This window comes from Micromonospora sp. L32 (assembly GCF_052068055.1).
GTDB lineage: Bacteria > Actinomycetota > Actinomycetes > Mycobacteriales > Micromonosporaceae > Micromonospora > Micromonospora purpureochromogenes.
This window is the reverse complement of the sequence record NZ_JBQHDD010000001.1, coordinates 581,106-596,723: the sequence shown is the minus strand read 5'-3', so window position 1 is coordinate 596,723 and position 15,618 is coordinate 581,106. Positions and strand designations below refer to the sequence as shown.

Annotated in this window: 18 protein-coding genes, 1 pseudogene and 1 riboswitch; of the genes and pseudogenes, 1 reads left to right on the top strand and 18 read right to left on the bottom strand. The window is 73.4% G+C overall.

The features are described from left to right. Positions 1-11: 11 nt before the first annotated feature. From thiD to ACTMTB_RS02960, 9 genes and pseudogenes are all read right to left on the bottom strand, one after another. Complete coding sequence (thiD, locus tag ACTMTB_RS03000) at positions 12-800, bottom strand: bifunctional hydroxymethylpyrimidine kinase/phosphomethylpyrimidine kinase (RefSeq protein ID WP_441142335.1); 789 nt, start codon at positions 798-800, stop codon at positions 12-14. A 254-nt stretch (positions 801-1,054) separates the two neighbouring features. Further along, positions 1,055-1,654 (bottom strand): annotated as a pseudogene (locus ACTMTB_RS02995) (thiamine phosphate synthase); the annotation flags it as partial. 131 nt (positions 1,655-1,785) lie between these two features. Beyond that, complete coding sequence (locus ACTMTB_RS02990; RefSeq protein ID WP_441142334.1) at positions 1,786-2,565, bottom strand: thiazole synthase; 780 nt, start codon at positions 2,563-2,565, stop codon at positions 1,786-1,788. Further along, positions 2,562-2,762, bottom strand: a complete 201-nt coding sequence (gene thiS, locus ACTMTB_RS02985) for a sulfur carrier protein ThiS (RefSeq protein ID WP_088960276.1) — start codon at positions 2,760-2,762, stop codon at positions 2,562-2,564. Before thiS ends, ACTMTB_RS02990 begins: the two co-directional genes overlap by 4 nt. Continuing rightward, positions 2,753-3,892: a glycine oxidase ThiO gene (gene thiO, locus ACTMTB_RS02980; RefSeq protein ID WP_441142333.1), complete on the bottom strand. Its 1,140-nt coding sequence runs from the start codon at positions 3,890-3,892 to the stop codon at positions 2,753-2,755. The genes thiS and thiO overlap by 10 nt, the downstream gene beginning before the upstream one ends. Further along, on the bottom strand, positions 3,886-4,512 hold the full coding sequence (gene thiE, locus ACTMTB_RS02975; RefSeq protein ID WP_441142332.1) for a thiamine phosphate synthase: 627 nt from the start codon (positions 4,510-4,512) through the stop codon (positions 3,886-3,888). The genes thiO and thiE overlap by 7 nt, the downstream gene beginning before the upstream one ends. Next, positions 4,507-4,615, bottom strand: a riboswitch (TPP riboswitch). Its footprint overlaps the gene before it by 6 nt. 242 nt (positions 4,616-4,857) lie before the next feature. Further along, the gene (locus ACTMTB_RS02970) at positions 4,858-5,820 is read right to left on the bottom strand and encodes an aldo/keto reductase (RefSeq protein ID WP_441142331.1); all 963 of its coding nucleotides are present in this window, start codon (positions 5,818-5,820) and stop codon (positions 4,858-4,860) included. 42 nt (positions 5,821-5,862) lie between these two features. After that, on the bottom strand, positions 5,863-7,542 hold the full coding sequence (locus ACTMTB_RS02965; RefSeq protein ID WP_441142330.1) for an ABC-F family ATP-binding cassette domain-containing protein: 1,680 nt from the start codon (positions 7,540-7,542) through the stop codon (positions 5,863-5,865). A gap of 41 nt (positions 7,543-7,583) precedes the next feature. Further along, positions 7,584-8,189 carry a class I SAM-dependent methyltransferase gene (locus ACTMTB_RS02960; protein WP_441142622.1) on the bottom strand — a complete coding sequence of 202 codons (606 nt, stop codon included), beginning with the start codon at positions 8,187-8,189 and terminating at the stop codon, positions 7,584-7,586. A 127-nt stretch (positions 8,190-8,316) separates the two neighbouring features. Here ACTMTB_RS02960 and ACTMTB_RS02955 point away from each other — a divergent pair, with 127 nt between their 5' ends. Beyond that, positions 8,317-9,411, top strand: coding sequence for a hypothetical protein (locus ACTMTB_RS02955; protein ID WP_441142329.1), 1,095 nt, complete (start codon positions 8,317-8,319; stop codon positions 9,409-9,411). A 175-nt stretch (positions 9,412-9,586) separates the two neighbouring features. Here ACTMTB_RS02955 and truA read toward each other — a convergent pair whose 3' ends face one another. The 9 genes from truA to map all read right to left on the bottom strand — a co-directional run bounded on the left by truA (position 9,587) and on the right by map (position 15,550). Continuing rightward, positions 9,587-10,417: a tRNA pseudouridine(38-40) synthase TruA gene (truA, locus tag ACTMTB_RS02950; protein ID WP_441142328.1), complete on the bottom strand. Its 831-nt coding sequence runs from the start codon at positions 10,415-10,417 to the stop codon at positions 9,587-9,589. Positions 10,418-10,491: 74 nt separating this feature from the next. Continuing rightward, a complete protein-coding gene (rplQ, locus tag ACTMTB_RS02945) occupies positions 10,492-11,049 on the bottom strand; it encodes a 50S ribosomal protein L17 (RefSeq protein ID WP_280836951.1) in 558 nt (185 codons plus the stop codon). A 34-nt stretch (positions 11,050-11,083) separates the two neighbouring features. Next, positions 11,084-12,106: a DNA-directed RNA polymerase subunit alpha gene (locus tag ACTMTB_RS02940; RefSeq protein WP_154941831.1), complete on the bottom strand. Its 1,023-nt coding sequence runs from the start codon at positions 12,104-12,106 to the stop codon at positions 11,084-11,086. A 97-nt stretch (positions 12,107-12,203) separates the two neighbouring features. Next, positions 12,204-12,830 carry a 30S ribosomal protein S4 gene (gene rpsD / locus ACTMTB_RS02935; RefSeq protein WP_154941830.1) on the bottom strand — a complete coding sequence of 209 codons (627 nt, stop codon included), beginning with the start codon at positions 12,828-12,830 and terminating at the stop codon, positions 12,204-12,206. A 14-nt stretch (positions 12,831-12,844) separates the two neighbouring features. Further along, positions 12,845-13,252, bottom strand: coding sequence for a 30S ribosomal protein S11 (gene rpsK / locus ACTMTB_RS02930; protein WP_013288613.1), 408 nt, complete (start codon positions 13,250-13,252; stop codon positions 12,845-12,847). A gap of 18 nt (positions 13,253-13,270) precedes the next feature. Next, on the bottom strand, positions 13,271-13,651 hold the full coding sequence (gene rpsM, locus ACTMTB_RS02925) for a 30S ribosomal protein S13 (protein ID WP_091079342.1): 381 nt from the start codon (positions 13,649-13,651) through the stop codon (positions 13,271-13,273). Between the two features lie 261 nt (positions 13,652-13,912). After that, on the bottom strand, positions 13,913-14,026 hold the full coding sequence (gene rpmJ, locus ACTMTB_RS02920; RefSeq protein ID WP_012184307.1) for a 50S ribosomal protein L36: 114 nt from the start codon (positions 14,024-14,026) through the stop codon (positions 13,913-13,915). 93 nt (positions 14,027-14,119) lie between these two features. Next, positions 14,120-14,341, bottom strand: a complete 222-nt coding sequence (infA, locus tag ACTMTB_RS02915) for a translation initiation factor IF-1 (protein ID WP_007073013.1) — start codon at positions 14,339-14,341, stop codon at positions 14,120-14,122. 357 nt (positions 14,342-14,698) lie between these two features. After that, positions 14,699-15,550, bottom strand: a complete 852-nt coding sequence (map, locus tag ACTMTB_RS02910) for a type I methionyl aminopeptidase (RefSeq protein WP_441142327.1) — start codon at positions 15,548-15,550, stop codon at positions 14,699-14,701. Positions 15,551-15,618 lie beyond the last annotated feature (68 nt).

Genomic DNA, 15,618 nt, shown 5'->3' with positions numbered 1-15,618 from the left:
CTCCCTGATGGTCAACAGGACCAGCCGAAGTGGTCCAGCGGGCCGCGTCCCGCGCCCAGTTCCCAGTCCCGCGCGCCGGTCAGCGCGCGGGTGACGTACTCCTTGGCGGCGGCGACCGCGACCGGCACCGGGTCGCCCGCCGCCAGCCGGACGGCGATCGCCGCCGAGAACGAGCAGCCGGTGCCATGGGTGTGCCGGGTCCGCACCCGGGGCGCGCGCAGCAGGATGGTCGTCCCGCCGCCGCACAGCACGTCGACCGACTCGCCGCCGGCGTCCACGTCACCGCCGGTCACCACCACGTGCCCCGGGCCGCCGGCGGCGATCGCCTCGGCGGCGACCGCCATCTCCTCGACCGTGGTCACCGGGCGTCCGGTGAGGGCGGCGGCCTCCGCGCAGTTCGGCGTCGCCACCTCCGCGTACGGCAGCAGCCGCTCGACCGCCTCCACCACGCCGAGCGGGTGTCCACTGGTGGCGACCAGCACCGGGTCGACGACCAGGTACGGCAGCCGGCCCGCCTTCGCCGCCTCGGCCACGGCGTCGGCGACCGCCGGGGTGCCGAGCATTCCGGTCTTCACCGCCCGGACACGGAAGTCGCCGAGCACGCTGTCGAGCTGCTCAGTGACCGTTCGCGGGGGCAACGGCAGCACGGCGTCTACGCCCCGGGTGTTCTGCGCCGTGACGGCCGTGATCACGCTGGTCCCGTACGCGCCGAGGGCGGCGAAGACCTTGAGGTCGGCCTGAATGCCGGCACCGGCGCCGGAGTCCGAGCCAGCGATGGTGAGGACGGTTGTCGGCGTCACTGTCCCTCTTCCCGAGTCGCTGTTGAAGGCCGGCCGTGCGGGTTCGTCGAGGTCGGCGTGAGGGGCTGCGGCCGACCGTGCGGGTCCGTCGTTGTCGCTGTGGGGGGCTGCGGCCGACCGTGCCCACTCCGGGCGGTCAGGCTTGATCCCTGCGTGGGCACGGTCGGCCGCAGCCCCGTGTCGGAGACCTCCGCGAGGGCGTGCCAGGTTCGCGGCATCGGGGCGGGTGGGAGCGCCGAGACTGCTGATGTGGCGGTGGTGGTGGGGCTGGCTGCTCGGAAGGCCTCGGTCAGGGTGGCGGCTGCCTGAGTGGGATCTTCGGCTCGCATGATGGCGCCGAGCACGGCCACTCCGACGGCTCCCGCCTCCACGCAGGCGTGCACCTGGTCGGGGGTGTCGATGCCGCCGAGGGCGAGGATCGGCACGGGGCTGGCCTGGATCAGCTCGGCGAGCCCGTCCGGGTGCAGGGGTGGGCCGTAGCCGGGTTTGGTTCTGCTGGGGAAGACGGGTGAGAGGGTGGCGTAGTCCTCTGTGGTGAGTCGGGCCAGTTCGACGCGGTCGTGGCAGGAGCGGCCGACCAGGCCGAGGGGCGGTGGCGGGTAGGGGCCGGCCGACGGCAGGTGGACGGCGTCGCCGGCCAGGGGGTCGGGGCCGGCGACGATCAGGGTGCCGCCGGCCTCGGCGAGGAGCGGGCGCAGCGCGGCGGCGAGGGCGGCACGTTCGGCGCGGGGCAGGTCCTTCTCGCGCAGCACCACCCAGCGCACTCCCCCGGCCACCGCCGCCGCGACCACCTCCGGCAGCGGTCGCCGGGCCTGCCAGCGGTCGGTGAGCACCACCAGCCCGGAGGGCACCACCGGACGGGCTGGCCCGGTCGCGGCGAGCCGCCCCGAGCCGGCTCGACGCGGGTCCGGGCGCGTCCCGGCGGGGCGTGGACCGCGCACTGCGCCCGCCTCGGGCGGCCCGTCGACGACCTGCCGCGTCACCGTCACAGGTCGGGCCTTCCCTCGTCCGGCGTGGAGGCGAGGGCGTGGAAGCGACGGGCGATCCGGCCGGCACCGTACGCGAGCCGGCCCGCCTCCACCGCGTACCGCATGGCGGTGGCCATCGCCACCGGGTCGGCGGCCCGGGTGACCGCGCTGGCCAGCAACACCGCGTCGCAGCCCAGCTCCATGGCGAGCGCCGCGTCCGAGGCGGTACCGATGCCGGCGTCGAGGATCACCGGCACGGCCACGCTCTGCCGGATCAGCCGGATGTGGTGCGGGTTGGACACGCCCAGCCCGGAGCCGATCGGCGCGCCGGCCGGCATCACCGCGGCGCAGCCCACGTCGGCCAGCCGGCGGGCCAGGATCGGGTCGTCGGAGGTGTACGGCAGCACGGTGAACCCGTCGGCGACCAGTTCCTCGGCGGCGCGCAGCAGTTCCACCCCGTCGGGCAGCAGCGTGCGCTCGTCGCCGATCACCTCCAGCTTCACCCAGTCGGTGTCGAACGCCTCCCGGGCCAGGTGGGCCACCTTCACCGCCTCGCCGGCGGTGTAGCAGCCGGCGGTGTTCGGCAGCAGCCGCACCCCGCACCGGTCCAGCACGTCGAGCAGCCCGCCGGCCGCGGCGTGGGTGGTGTCCACCCGGCGCAGGGCCACGGTGACCAGCTCGGTGCCGGAGGCCCGGACGGCCTGCTCCAGCACGTGCAGGTTGGCCGCGCCGCCGGTGCCGAGGATGAGCCGCGACCCGAGGGTGACGGTGCCGATGGTGAGCGTCACGCCGCTCACCCGCCCTGCGCGGCGCTGAGCACCTCGACCCGGTCGCCGTCGCGCAGCACGGTCGCCGGCCAGCCGGTGCGGGGCACCACCTCGCCGTTCACCGCCACCGCGAGGCCGCGCCGCTGCTCGGTGACCGCGCGGACCAGGTCCGCCACGGTCGACCCGCCGGGCAGGTCCCGGCCGGCACCGTTGACGATCAGTTGCACGTCTCCTCCTCGGGGGTGGGTGCGATCCGGTCCCGGCCGGCGGCTCGGGCGGCGGCGCCGGCGGTGAACCGATCCGGCGCAAAGGGGGCGAGCAGCGGGTCCGCCGCGCCGGTGACCACCAGGTCGGTGATCAGGTCGGCGGTGACCGGGGTGAGCAGGATGCCGTGCCGGTGGTGGCCGGTGGCGACCAGCACACCGGGCCGGCCGGGCAGCGGCCCGAGGATCGGCGCGTTGTCCGGCGTACCGGGGCGCAGCCCGGCGGCGGCCTCCACCAGGTCGTACTCGGCCAGGTCGGGCACCAGGTCGACGGCGGCGCGGAGCAGCCGCAGCACCGCCCCGGCGGTCACCTCGGTGTCGGCGCGCTCCTCGACGGTCGCGCCGAGGACCACCTCGCCGTCGGCGCGCGGCACCAGGTACACCGACTCGCCGTCGGCGTACCCCCGGATCACGTGCCGGAAGTCCGGCGTGCCGCGACCGGGCGCGCGCAGCCGGAGCACCTGCCCCTTCACCGGCCGGACCGGCAGGCCGGTGAGCGCGGCGGCGCCGCAGCCGGCGGCGACCACGGTGACCCGGGCGTCCACGTCGGTGAGGCTCGCGACCGCGCCGGGCACCAGCGTGGCCCCGGCCCGCTCGGCCGCCGCCCGCAGCGCGGCCACCAGCCGCCGGGGGTCGACCTGGTGGTCGCCGGGCGCGACCGCGCCGCCGCGCACCCGCGGCGCCAGCGCCGGCTCGCGGTCCCGCAGCTCGGAGGGGCGCAGCGGGGTGATCGGCAGCCCCAACTCCCGCTGGTACGACCAGAGTCGCCGCGCCTCGGCCAGGTCGTCACCGGTGAGCCCGACGACGAGGGTGCCCTCGGTGCGGTGGCCGAAGTCGGTGCCGGCGGCCTCGGCCAGCTCGGCGGCGAAGCCCGGCCAGCGGGCGGCCGACTCGGTGAGCAGCCCGGTCAGCTCGTGCTCCCCGAAGTACGCCTCGGCGACCGGTGAGAGCATCCCGGCGGCCACGTGGGACGCGCCGGATCCAGGGGCGGGATCGTGCACGACGACGCGCAGCCCCCGCGCGGCGCAGCGCCAGGCGATCGCCAGCCCGACCGGTCCCGCCCCCACCACGGCGACGTCCGGTCGGGTCAGCACGTCAGCGCCCCGAGCAGTTCAGCGGTAGCTCGGGCCGGATCCGTTGATCCGGACAGCGCCCCCACCACCGCCACCCCGTACGCCCCGGCGGCCCGCAGTGCCGGCACCGACGCGGCGGTCACCCCGCCGATGGCGATCACCGGCACGGCGACGGCCTCGGCGACGGCGCGTACCCCGTCCGGGCCGATCGGGGCCGGCAGGCCGGCCTTCGTGGTGGTGGCGTGGCAGGGGCCCACGCCCAGGTAGCTGGCCCCGGCGGCGACCGCCTCGGTGGCGGCGACCGGTTCCCGGGCGGTGGCGCCGAGCACGGCGGTGGCGCCGAGCACCCGGCGGGCCGCCCCGACCGGCAGGTCGTCCGCGCCCACGTGGCCCCCGGCGGCGCCGACCGCGAGCGCCACGTGCAGCCGGTCGTTGACCAGGCACGGCACCCCGTACGGCGCGCAGAGCGCGAGCACCCGGCGGGCCAGCTCGTACGCCTGCCGGTCGGTGGCGTCGTCGTCCACCCGGACCTGTACGACCAGCTCGGCGCGGGCCACCGGCAGGGCGGCGCGCAGCACGGCGAGCGGCTCGCGCCCCGGCCGGGTGTCGGTGATCAGATGCAGTCGTCCCAGGGACGGCACGGCAACGCTCCTCCCTGCGCCGGCATTACCCGGATCAGGTTCGACGGTCGGGGGCTTCAGCCCCCCTCTCAGCCCGGTGCACCGGGCTCCCGTGGGTTACTTGCGGCATACCGTACGACGGATGCGCCGATCCGCCAAGGGCGGGGGTGCGCTTTTCCCACGGACCGTCTCAACTCGACGGTTCGGGCAGCGCGTGACGGACCGCTCACGCCATGCTGTCCGGTTGGCCCTGAGTGGACGGACCGGGCACGAAAGAGCGGGGCACCTCGGCGGCGTCGCAACGACTCCGAGGTGCCCCGCTCACGGCTGGTGCGACCGCCGGCGGGCGGGCCGACGGGCCGACGGTCAGAGGATGGCGTCGAGGGCGTCCAGGTCCTCGTCGGTGGGCTGCCAGGTGCCGGCCTCGGCGTTCGCCCGCACCTGCTCCGGGGTGGTAGCGCCGGCGATCACCGAGGTCACCGCCGGACGGGCGGCCAGCCCGCCGATCGCCACCTGGAGCATCGACAGGCCCCGCTCGCCGGCGTACGCCTCGATGGCCTCGATGGTGTCCCAGTCCGCGGCGGCGAGGCGCTGCGCGTACCGGCCGCCGCCGGAGAGCCGGCTGCCGGCGGGCGGCGCCTCGTTGCGCTTGTACTTGCCGGTGAGCAGGCCGTTGGCGAGCGGGAAGAACGGCAGCATGCCCAGGCCGAACCGCTCGCAGGCGGGCACGACCTCGGTTTCGACGGAGCGTTCCAGCAGCGAGTAGTGGTTCTGCGCGCTGATGAACCGGGCCCGTCCGTTGGACGAGGCGACCCAGTCGGCGTCGGCGATCTGCCAGCCGGCGAAGTTGGAGTTGCCAAGGTAGCGCACCTTGCCGGCGCGGACGAGGTCGTCCAGGGCGGCGAGCGTCTCGTCGATCGGGGTGCCCGGGTCGGGCTCGTGCATCTGGTACAGGTCGATGTGGTCGGTGCCGAGCCGGCGCAGCGACGCCTCCACCGCCCGGGCGATGTAGCGGCGCGCGCCCCGGGCGCCGTGGTCGGGGCCGTTCATGCCGTGCATGTCCATGCCGAACTTGGTGGCCACCACCACGTCGTCCCGGCGCCCCTTGAGCGCCTGCCCGAGCAGCTCCTCGGAGCCGCCCTGCGGCTCGCCGTAGATGTCGGCGGTGTCGAAGAAGTTGATCCCGGCGTCGAGGGCGGCGTCGACCACCGCCCGGGTGCCGTCGAGGTCGAGCTTGCGGCCGAAGTTGTTGCAGCCGACGCCGACCACGGACACCACGAGCCCGGAGTCGCCCAACCGGCGGTAGGTCATCTCAGTCACGTGATCCACCCTATGCCCGCCGTGAGGGACGGGCCCCGCGACCGCCGCCCGTCAGCGCACGTCCCAGACCGGCTCCGGCGTCTCCACCACTTCGCCGTCGCCGCCGAACAGCACGAACCGGTCGAAGGACCGGGTGAACCAGCGGTCGTGGGTGACCGCGACCACCGTCCCGGAGAACGCGGCCAGCCCGGCCTCCAGCGCCTCGGCGGAGGCGAGGTCGAGGTTGTCCGTCGGCTCGTCGAGCAGCAGCAGGGTCGCCCCGGACAGTTCCAGCAGCAGTACCAGGAAACGCGCCTGCTGCCCGCCGGAGAGGGTGCCGAAGCGCTGGTCGCCCTGCGCGGCCAGCTCGTACCGACTGAGCGCCGCCATCGCGGCGTGCCGGTCCATCCCGGCCCGGTGATCGTCGCCCCGCCAGAGGATCTCGACCAGGGTCTTCGCCACCAGCTCGGGCCGGTCGTGGGTCTGGGAGAAGTGGCCGGGCCGGACCCGCGCGCCGAGCCGGACCGTGCCGTCGTGGGCGACCGGGGCCAACGCGGCCGCGCCGTCGACCGGGCCGTTGGCCGGGTCCGGGTCGGTGCCGCCCCGGGCCAGCAGTCGGAGAAAATGGGACTTCCCCGTCCCGTTGGCGCCGAGCACGGCGACCCGGTCGCCGTACCAGAGTTCCAGGTCGAAGGGGTAGGTCAGGCCGTCGAGCTCCAGCTGGTCGCAGATGACCGCGCGCTTGCCGGTCCGCCCGCCGGCCAGGCGCATCCGGATGTCCTGGTCCTTCGGGGGTACGGGCGGCGGCCCGGCCTCCTCGAACTTGCGCAGCCGGGTCTGCGCGGCCTGGTAGCGCGACGCCATCCCGTCGTTGTACGCGGCCTTCTGCTTGTACATCAGCATCAGCTCGCGCAGCTTCTGGTGTTCCTCGTCCCAGCGTTTGCGCAGCTCGTCGAGGCGGGCGTGCCGGGCCACCCGGGCGTCGTACCAGCTGGCGAAGCCCGCCGGGTGCACCCAGGCGCTGCCGCCCTCGACGGCGACCACCCGGTCGGCGGTCTGGGCCAGCAGTTCCCGGTCGTGCGAGACGTAGAGCACCGACTTGCCGGACTCGCGCAGCCGCGCCTCCAGCCAGCGCTTGCCGGGCACGTCGAGGAAGTTGTCCGGCTCGTCGAGGAGCAGTACCTCGTCGGTGCCGCGCAGCAGCAGTTCCAGGGCGAAGCGCTTCTGCTGCCCGCCGGAGAGGGTCCGCACCGGGCGGTCCCGGGCGGCGTCCCAGGGCAGGTCCAGCACGATGGTGGCGACCGTGTCGAAGAGCACCTCGGCGTCGTACCCGCCGGTCTCGCCCCAGGCGGCCAGCGCGTCCGCGTACGCCAGCTGGGCCTTGCCGGCGGCGGTGCTGTACTTGCCGCGCAGCTCGGCCGACCGCATGGCCGCCTCGGTCTCGGCCAGCCGGCGACCGGCGTCGCGCAGCGCCGGTGGGGCGAGCGAGAGCGCCAGGTCGGCGAGCGTGGTGTCGTCCCCGATCATGCCGATGAACTGCCGCATCACGCCGAGGCCGCCGGCCCGGGCGACGGCGCCGGTCTTCACCGGCAGGTCGCCGGCGACCATCCGCAACAGCGTCGTCTTGCCGGCGCCGTTCGGTCCGACCAGGGCGACCTTGGCACCCTCACCGACCCGGAACGACACGTCGGCGAAGAGTTCCCGGCCGTCGGGGAGGATGTGCCCGACCCCTGCCACGTCCACGTATCCCACGCCGGCATCCTGCCGGAGCGGGCGGCGCGGGCGACACCCGATTACCGGGTGACCCGCAGCACCCGGTAGCCCTTCTGGCTGGCGTGCCGCTCGACCTGCCAGCCGCCGTCGACCAGCCAGCGGTGCAGCGAGTCGCCGCCGAGGTGACGGGCGATCACCAGCCAGGCGACGCCGTCCGGGGCGAGCCGGGGCAGCCAGCGGCGCAGCAGCTCGTGCAGTTCGGCCTTGCCGATGTGGATCGGCGGGTTGGACCAGATCTGGGCGAAGGTGACGTCGGCCGGGACCTCGTCCGGGGCGACCGCCCGCAGCCGGTCGGCGGCGCCGACCCGGCGGGCGTTCTCGGCGGTGAGGGCGCGGGCCCGCTCGTTGACGTCGACCGCCCAGACGGTGGCGGCCGGCGCGCTGGTGGCCAGCACGCAGCTGATCGGCCCGAAGCCCGAGCCGATGTCGAGCAGGTCACCGCCGACGGTGGCGGTCGGCAGCTCGGCCTTGCGCAGCAGGACGGCGGTGCCGGGGTCGAGCCGGTCGGCGGAGAAGACCCCGCTGGCGGAGGCCAGGGTGTAGTCGCGCCCGGCGACGGAGAACTCGACCTCCCGCGGGCGCGCCGCAGCGGTGGGGCTGGTGGAGAAGTAGTGGTCGCCGGTCACGTCCGGCATTCTTCCACCGGCCCGGAACCGGCTCGCGGTCGCCTCGGCGGGGAGGACCCCGACGCGCCCGCGCCGGAATTTCCCATTATTACCCCCTAAAGGGGCAACGGCTCCTACTCTGGGCGACATGGTGTATCGGTACGAGTCCGATGAGGACGCCTTCGTGGAGTACCCGCGGTCCGAGTCGGACCTGCCGGAGTTCCCGCCCGGCCCGCCCGCGCCGGCCGGGCCGTCTCCGTCCCGCTTCCCCACCCCGTCACTGCCGCGGACCACCCGGCCGGCCCTCCCGGCCGCCGAACCGGCTCCGGTCCGCCCGTCCGTCCAGGTCCCGCCGCCACCCACCCTCCCCCGCGAGTACGCCCCGACCGGGCCGATCGAGCCGCCGGGGCCGCCCGCGTCCGGCGGGTCCGGCTCCCGGCGCGGCGGTGGTCGGCTGTGGCAGGTGCTCGTCGGCGGTGCGGCGGTGCTGGTCCTGCTCGCGCTCTGTGGCCTCGGCGCGGCGGCCCTGCTCGTCGACCGCACGCCGAGCGACGACCCGACCGCGGCGGCACCGCAGCCCACCACGGCCGCCCCGGTCGACGGGTCGACCGCCGACGACCTCGACTCCCGCGACACCGACCAGCAGCCGCTGACCGCCCGTGAGGTCTTCGCCGGCAAGAAGCTGGTGGTGGCCGACGGACGACCCGCCTACGACGTGCTGAAGACGCACTCCGGTGGCAGTTGCGCGGTCGCCGCCACCGGCGAGATCGCCGACCTGCTGGTCCGGCTCGGGTGCAGCCAGGTGGTACGGGGCACGGTGCGCTCCGCCGACGGCGAGCACCTGGCCACCGCCGGCCTGTTCAACCTGACCGACAAGGCCAGCGCGCAACGCGTCCGGGACCGGATCCGGCAGCTGCTCGACGAGCGGCAGGGCCGCTTCCTCGGCCTGGCCGCCGGTGACGGCACCGAGGCGCTCACCACCGCCGCCGCCCGGATCGGCTGGCAGGTACGCGGCCACTACCTCGCCTACTGCCTGGTCGTCCGCGCCGACGGCGGCGCCGTGCCAGCCGGCGACAACGCGGTCCGCGACATCATCTACGACCTGATCGAGCTGCACCTCGACAAGGGCGTGCTCGAGCGGCGGGCCACCGGCGGCAGCGCCGTCCAGCCCACCGCGAGGGCGACCGAGGGCGCCGGCACCCAGGGCGGCAACGCCACTCCCGACGAGCTGCCCGGCGACTGAGCCGCCGGTCGACGGCGAGCGACGCGAGGCCCGGTCCGAGTCCTGCGGACCGGGCCTCGCCACGTGTCTCGCTCGCCTGAGCACGGCCCGGTCACGCGTCACGCCGCCCGCGCGGGCGCGCTGCGCACGGGGTGGGTGCCCTTGGCTGCACCGGGTCTCGCGAACCCCCGTGCGCTCAGGCCTCGGTGGAAACGCGGAGGCGGCGGGTGAGGTCGGCGCGGCGGGCGTACTCGGCCGGGTCGTCCGGGTAGCCGACCGCGACCAGGGTCAACCCGTGCGCCGCCGCGACGGTCACCTCGCTGGAGCGTTCCCGCCGGCTCAGCAGGCTCGCCGGCCACTCGACCGGCCGCCGGCCGTCCCCGGCGACCAGCATCGCCCCGACCAGGCTGCGCACCATCGCCTGGCAGAACGCGTCGGCCTGCACGGTGGCCACGAGGATGCCGTCCGGGTCGCGCCGCCAGTCCAGCCGGGTCACCTCGCGCAGCGTGGTGGCGTTCTCCTTGCGCCGGCAGTACGCGGCGAAGTCGTGCTCCCCCACCAGGCCGGCCGCGGCGGCGTTCAGCGCCGTCAGCTCCAGCGGCTTCGGCCAGGCGAGGGTGTCGTGCCGGCGCAGCGGCTCGGCGCCCCAGGGGGCGTCGGTCACCCGGTACTCGTAGCGGCGGAAGGTCGCCGAGAAACGGGCGTCGAAGTCGGCGGGCACCTCGCTCATGGCGCGGACCCGCACGTCGGTCGGGAGCAGCCGGGCCAACCGGCGCAGCAGCCGCCCGTCGTGTTCCCGCCACACGGCGGTGGGCAGGTCGAGGTGGCAGACCTGACCGGTCGCGTGCACCCCGGCGTCGGTGCGGCCGGCGACGGTCAGCCCGGTCGCCGTGCCCGCGCCGAGGACCAGGTCCAGCGTCTGGGTCAGCACCCCGGCGACCGTCCGCCGGGTCGGCTGGGCGGCCCAGCCGGAGAAGTCCGTGCCGTCGTACGAGACGTCCAGCCGCAGCCGGGTCCGCTCGTCCACCTCGTACCTCCCGTTCACGCCGTCGGGCCCGGCACCCCAGGAAGGGATGCCGGGCCCGACGATGACGCCTGTGCTCAGGCCTTGTTCTCGTTGGCCTCGTCGCTGTCCTCGCGGGCGGCGTCGGTGTCACCGGACGCCGACACCGGCGGCTCGGCGTCCTGGTCGCCCGAGTTCGACTCCGGGGTCTCCTCGGCCGGGGCCAGGGCCTCGACCTTGTCCTGCTGGGCGGCCTTGCGGGCGGCGGTCTTCTTGTTCGCCTTGGGTTCGGCGACCTGAAGCTCCTCGACCAGCTCGATGATCGCCATCGGAGCGGCGTCACCCTTGCGCGGACCGGTCTTCACGATCCGGGTGTAGCCACCGTTGCGGTTGGCGTACCGGGGCGCGATCTGGTCGAACAGGGCGTAGACCACGTCCTTGTCCTTGACGACGCCCAGCACCCGCCGGCGCGCGGCGAGGTCGCCACGCTTGGCCTTGGTGATGAGCTGCTCGGCCAGCGGACGCAGCCGCCGGGCCTTCGTCTCGGTGGTCTGGATCTTGCCGTGCTGGAACAGCGCGGTGGCCAGGTTGGCCAGCATCAGCCGCTCGTGCGCGGGGCTGCCGCCGAGGCGGGGGCCCTTGGTGGGCGTGGGCATGCTTGGTGCTCCTCAGGTGTGGCGGCAGCGCGGACTAGAGCTGCTCGGTCTCGCGGTAGTCGTCGGTGTCGTAGTCGGCCTCGCCGAAGGCGTCCACGACGTGCGCCGGGTCGAAGTTCGGGGCCGAGTCCTTCAGCCCGAGACCCATCCCGGCGAGCTTCATCTTGACCTCGTCGATCGACTTCTGACCGAAATTCCGGATGTCGAGGAGGTCGGCCTCGGTACGCCCGATGAGCTCACCAACGGAGTTGATGCCCTCGCGCTTGAGGCAGTTGTAGGAGCGGACGGTGAGGTCCAGCTCCTCGATCGGCAGGGCCAGGTCGGCCGCGAGCTGGGCGTCCTGCGGGGACGGCCCGATGTCGATGCCCTCGGCGGTCTCGTCCAGCTCCCGGGCCAGGCCGAAGAGCTCCACCAGCGTCGAGCCGGCGGAGGCCAGCGCGGTACGCGGGCCCATCGACGGCTTGGTCTCGACGTCGATGATCAGCCGGTCGAAGTCGGTCCGCTGCTCGACGCGGGTCGCCTCGACGCGGTACGTCACCTTGAGCACCGGCGAGTAGATCGAGTCGACCGGGATCCGGCCGATCTCGGCGCCGGCCTGCTTGTTCTGCGCCGCCGTGACGTAGCCACGACCCCGCTCGACGGTCAGCTCCATGTCGAGCCGGCCCTTGCCGTTGAGGGTGGCGAGCTTCAGGTCCGGGTTGTGCACCGAGACGCCGGCCGGGGGCTGGATGTCGCCCGCCGTCACGTCGCCCGGGCCCTGCTTGCGCAGGTACATGCTGACCGGCTCGTCGTGCTCGGAGCTGACGTTGAGCTCCTTGATGTTCATGACGAGCTCGACCACGTCCTCCTTGACCCCGGGGATCGTGGTGAACTCGTGCAGCACACCGTCGATCTTGATCGAGGTGACCGCCGCACCCGGGATGGACGACAGCAGCGTGCGCCGCAGCGAGTTACCCAGGGTGTAGCCGAAACCGGGCTCCAGCGGCTCGATGGTGAACCGGGACCGGGTCTCGTTGATCGACTCCTCGGAGAGGGAGGGTCGCTGGCTGATGAGCAATTTCTTCTCTTCTCTTCCGGGACGCCCGCTATATGACGCCCACGACACAAACTGTTCCGGTGGCCCGCCCCGAAGGGCGGGCCACCGCAACGAGCCCTTACTTGGAGTAGAGCTCGACGATCAGCTGCTCCTGGACCTGGGTGTCGATCACCTGGCGGGCCGGGAGCGAGTGCACGAGGATCTTCATCTGGCTCGGGATGGCCTCCAGCCACGCCGGAACCGACCGCGAACCGGCCTGAGCCTGCGCCACCAGGAACGGGGTGAGCTCCTTGCTCTTGCCCCGGACCTCGATGATGTCGTGCTCCTTGACGCGGTACGACGGGATGTCGACCTTCTTGCCGTTCACGGTGAAGTGGCCGTGCTTGACCAGCTGGCGGGCCTGGTCACGCGAGCTGGCGTAGCCGGCCCGGTAGACCACGTTGTCCAGCCGCGACTCGAGGATCTGCAGGAGAACCTCACCGGTCTTGGCCTTCTTGCTCACGGCCTCTTCGTAGTAGCCGCGGAACTGCTTCTCCAGCACGCCGTAGACACGACGGGCCTTCTGCTTCTCACGGAGCTGGAGCAGGTACTCCGTCTCCTTCGTGCGGCCGCGGCCGTGCTGCCCGGGCGGGAACGGCCGGGACTCGAACGGGCACTTCGGACCATCGCACTTGCTGCCCTTGAGGAACAGCTTCATCTTCTCCCGCCGGCAACGGCGGCAGTCAGCACCGGTGTAACGAGCCATCTCTCTCTAACCTCTCAGACCCGGCGACGCTTCGGCGGACGGCATCCGTTGTGCGGCTGCGGGGTGACGTCGGAGATCTGCCCGACCTCGAGGCCCACGGCCTGCAGCGAACGGATGGCGGTCTCCCGGCCGGAGCCGGGACCCTTGACGAACACGTCGACCTTGCGCATGCCGTGCTCCATCGCCCGACGCGCGGCGGCCTCGGCGGCGAGCTGCGCGGCGAACGGGGTCGACTTGCGGGAGCCCTTGAAGCCCACCTGGCCGGAAGAGGCCCAGGAGATGACCGCACCGGTCGGGTCCGTGATGGACACGATGGTGTTGTTGAAGGTGCTCTTGATGTGCGCCTGCCCGTGGGCGACGTTCTTGCGTTCCTTGCGCCGGACCTTCTTGACGGCGGCTCCGGCACGAGCCTTCGGTGGCATAAGTCTGTGCGCTCCTAGTTACTTCTTGCCGGGCTTCTTCTTGCCGGCGACGGTCCGCTTCGGGCCCTTGCGGGTCCGCGCGTTGGTCTTGGTCCGCTGGCCACGCACGGGCAGGCCCCGGCGGTGCCGGATGCCGGCGTAGCAGCCGATCTCGACCTTGCGGCGGATGTCAGCGGCGACCTCGCGGCGCAGGTCGCCTTCAACCTTGTAGTTGCCCTCGATGTGGTTGCGGAGCTGGACCAGCTCCTCATCCGTGAGGTCCCGAACGCGCTTGTCCGGCGAGATGCCGGTAGCGGTGAGCGTCTCCAGGGCGCGGGTCCGACCGACCCCGAAGATGTAGGTGAGCGCGATCTCCATCCGCTTCTCGCGGGGGAGGTCGACGCCGACTAGACGTGCCATGTGCGGGCGTACTCCTCGTGATGTTGTGGCGGAGGTCTGGACCCGTCCCACCCCGCTACCGGCCGTCCCGTCCTTCCGACGCTGTCAGCGCCGGCGACCGGGATCGGTCGTGCCCGAGCGGGCCCCGGCCTCCGACCGGGGGTCAACCACGATTGAGTACGCGCTGCGTACCGCTCGCGGCTGGAACGAGCTGATGATGTGCTTCCTGGATCTGCGGCCCGGACCGATCCGACCGGCCGTGTCACGACCGGTGGGACTGGTTCAGCCCTGGCGCTGCTTGTGGCGCGGGTCGGTGCAGATGACCATGACCCGGCCGTGCCGACGGATCACCCGGCACTTGTTGCAGATCCTCTTGACGCTCGGCTTGACCTTCACGGTTGCCTTACTTCCCATCTGGCCCGGTGGCGCGACCACGCGCGACGCCGGACGTCGAAGACGGACACGGGGACGTCCCGGCCGTCGTCAGGATTACTTGTAGCGGTAGACGATGCGCCCGCGGGTCAGGTCGTACGGCGAGAGTTCGACGACGACCCGGTCCTCCGGCAGGATACGGATGTAGTGCTGCCGCATCTTGCCGCTGATGTGAGCCAGCACCTTGTGGCCGTTCGCGAGCTCCACCCGGAACATTGCGTTCGGCAGGGGCTCGATGACCCGACCCTCGATCTCGATGGCTCCGTCTTTTTTCGGCATGTCCTCCGCTGTCCTGACGTCGGTTACTCCGGACGGCCCACAACGTCTTACACGGGCATCCGACCGAGATCGGAGGGCCCGCGCCAGCCGCGGCTCCGACTCCCACCGAAGCGCGTAGTGGGCATGCCGGAGTGGACGCTGTGCGCCGATCTGAAAGTGTACGCCCGAGTGCGGGCCGTCGCCAAACCGGCCACCCCGCCCGTCACCCGGAGGAAGGAAAACGGACGCGAGGCGACATCTCCCCCGCCGCCGGCGGCTCCGGCCGGCAGCCCGAAGGCCGGCCGGATCAGCCGGGTCCCGGATCGGCCCTGCCGCGCCAGCTGAACCCGGTGTCCGGTTCGACGTCGCGGAGCCGGATCAGGACGCGGCGGACTCGGCCGGCTGCCGGGTGGTGACCAGGTCGCCCAGTCGGGCCCGCCCGCCGTCGAAGGCGGTCAGCACCCAGACCCCGTCGGGCAGCAGCGCCATCGAGTGCTCCACGTGCACCGCCATCGACCGGTCCCGGGTGACGACCGTCCAGCCGTCGGCCAGCTCGACGGTACGCGGCGACCCCATCGTGATCATCGGCTCGATGGCCAGCGCCAGGCCCGGCACCAGCCGCGGGCCCTTGCCCGGCCGCCCGTGGTTGAGCACGTGCGGGTCCTGGTGCATCTCGGTGCCGATGCCGTGCCCGCCGTAGCCGTCGACGATGCCGTACCGGCCGCCCTTGCGGACCGCGTTCTCCACCGCGTGCGAGATGTCGGTCAGCCGGCCCCTGCCGCTGGCGGCGCCCCGCGCGGCGGCGGCGATCCCGGCCCACATGGCGTCCTCCGCCACCTCGGCCATCTTCAGCAGCGCCGGGTCGACCTCGCCCACGCCCACGGTGATCGCGGCGTCGCCGTGCCAGCCGTTCAGCACCGCGCCGCAGTCGATGGAGATCACGTCGCCGTCGCGGAGCACCTGCTGCGCCGACGGGATGGCGTGCACCACCTGCTCGTTGACCGACGAGCAGATCGAGGCGGGGAAGCCGTGGTAGCCCTTGAACGAGGGGACGGCCCCGGCCTCGCGGATGGTCGATTCGGCGATCGCGTCCAGGTCTGCGGTGCTGACCCCGGGGGCGACGGCCTCCCGCATCCGACGCAGGGCCTCGGCGACCACCAGGCCGGCGGCCCGCATCTTCTCGATCTGGTCGGGGGTCTTCAGCTGGATGTCCAGCTGGGGACGGCGCATGGAGCGAATACCTTTCGTTGCCGGACAGCGATCAGCGGGGCACGTCGCACGTACCCCGCTGTTCGCAC

What these genes read in the sequence shown, in the direction of transcription:
- ACTMTB_RS02955 (WP_441142329.1), top strand. Translation starts at nt 8,317, where the DNA reads ATGGTGTATCGGTACGAGTCCGATGAGGACGCCTTCGTGGAGTACCCG.
- rplQ (WP_280836951.1), bottom strand. Translation starts at nt 11,049, where the DNA reads ATGCCCACGCCCACCAAGGGCCCCCGCCTCGGCGGCAGCCCCGCGCAC.
- rpsD (WP_154941830.1), bottom strand. Translation starts at nt 12,830, where the DNA reads ATGGCTCGTTACACCGGTGCTGACTGCCGCCGTTGCCGGCGGGAGAAG.
- rpsK (WP_013288613.1), bottom strand. Translation starts at nt 13,252, where the DNA reads ATGCCACCGAAGGCTCGTGCCGGAGCCGCCGTCAAGAAGGTCCGGCGC.
- rpsM (WP_091079342.1), bottom strand. Translation starts at nt 13,651, where the DNA reads ATGGCACGTCTAGTCGGCGTCGACCTCCCCCGCGAGAAGCGGATGGAG.
- infA (WP_007073013.1), bottom strand. Translation starts at nt 14,341, where the DNA reads ATGCCGAAAAAAGACGGAGCCATCGAGATCGAGGGTCGGGTCATCGAG.
- map (WP_441142327.1), bottom strand. Translation starts at nt 15,550, where the DNA reads ATGCGCCGTCCCCAGCTGGACATCCAGCTGAAGACCCCCGACCAGATC.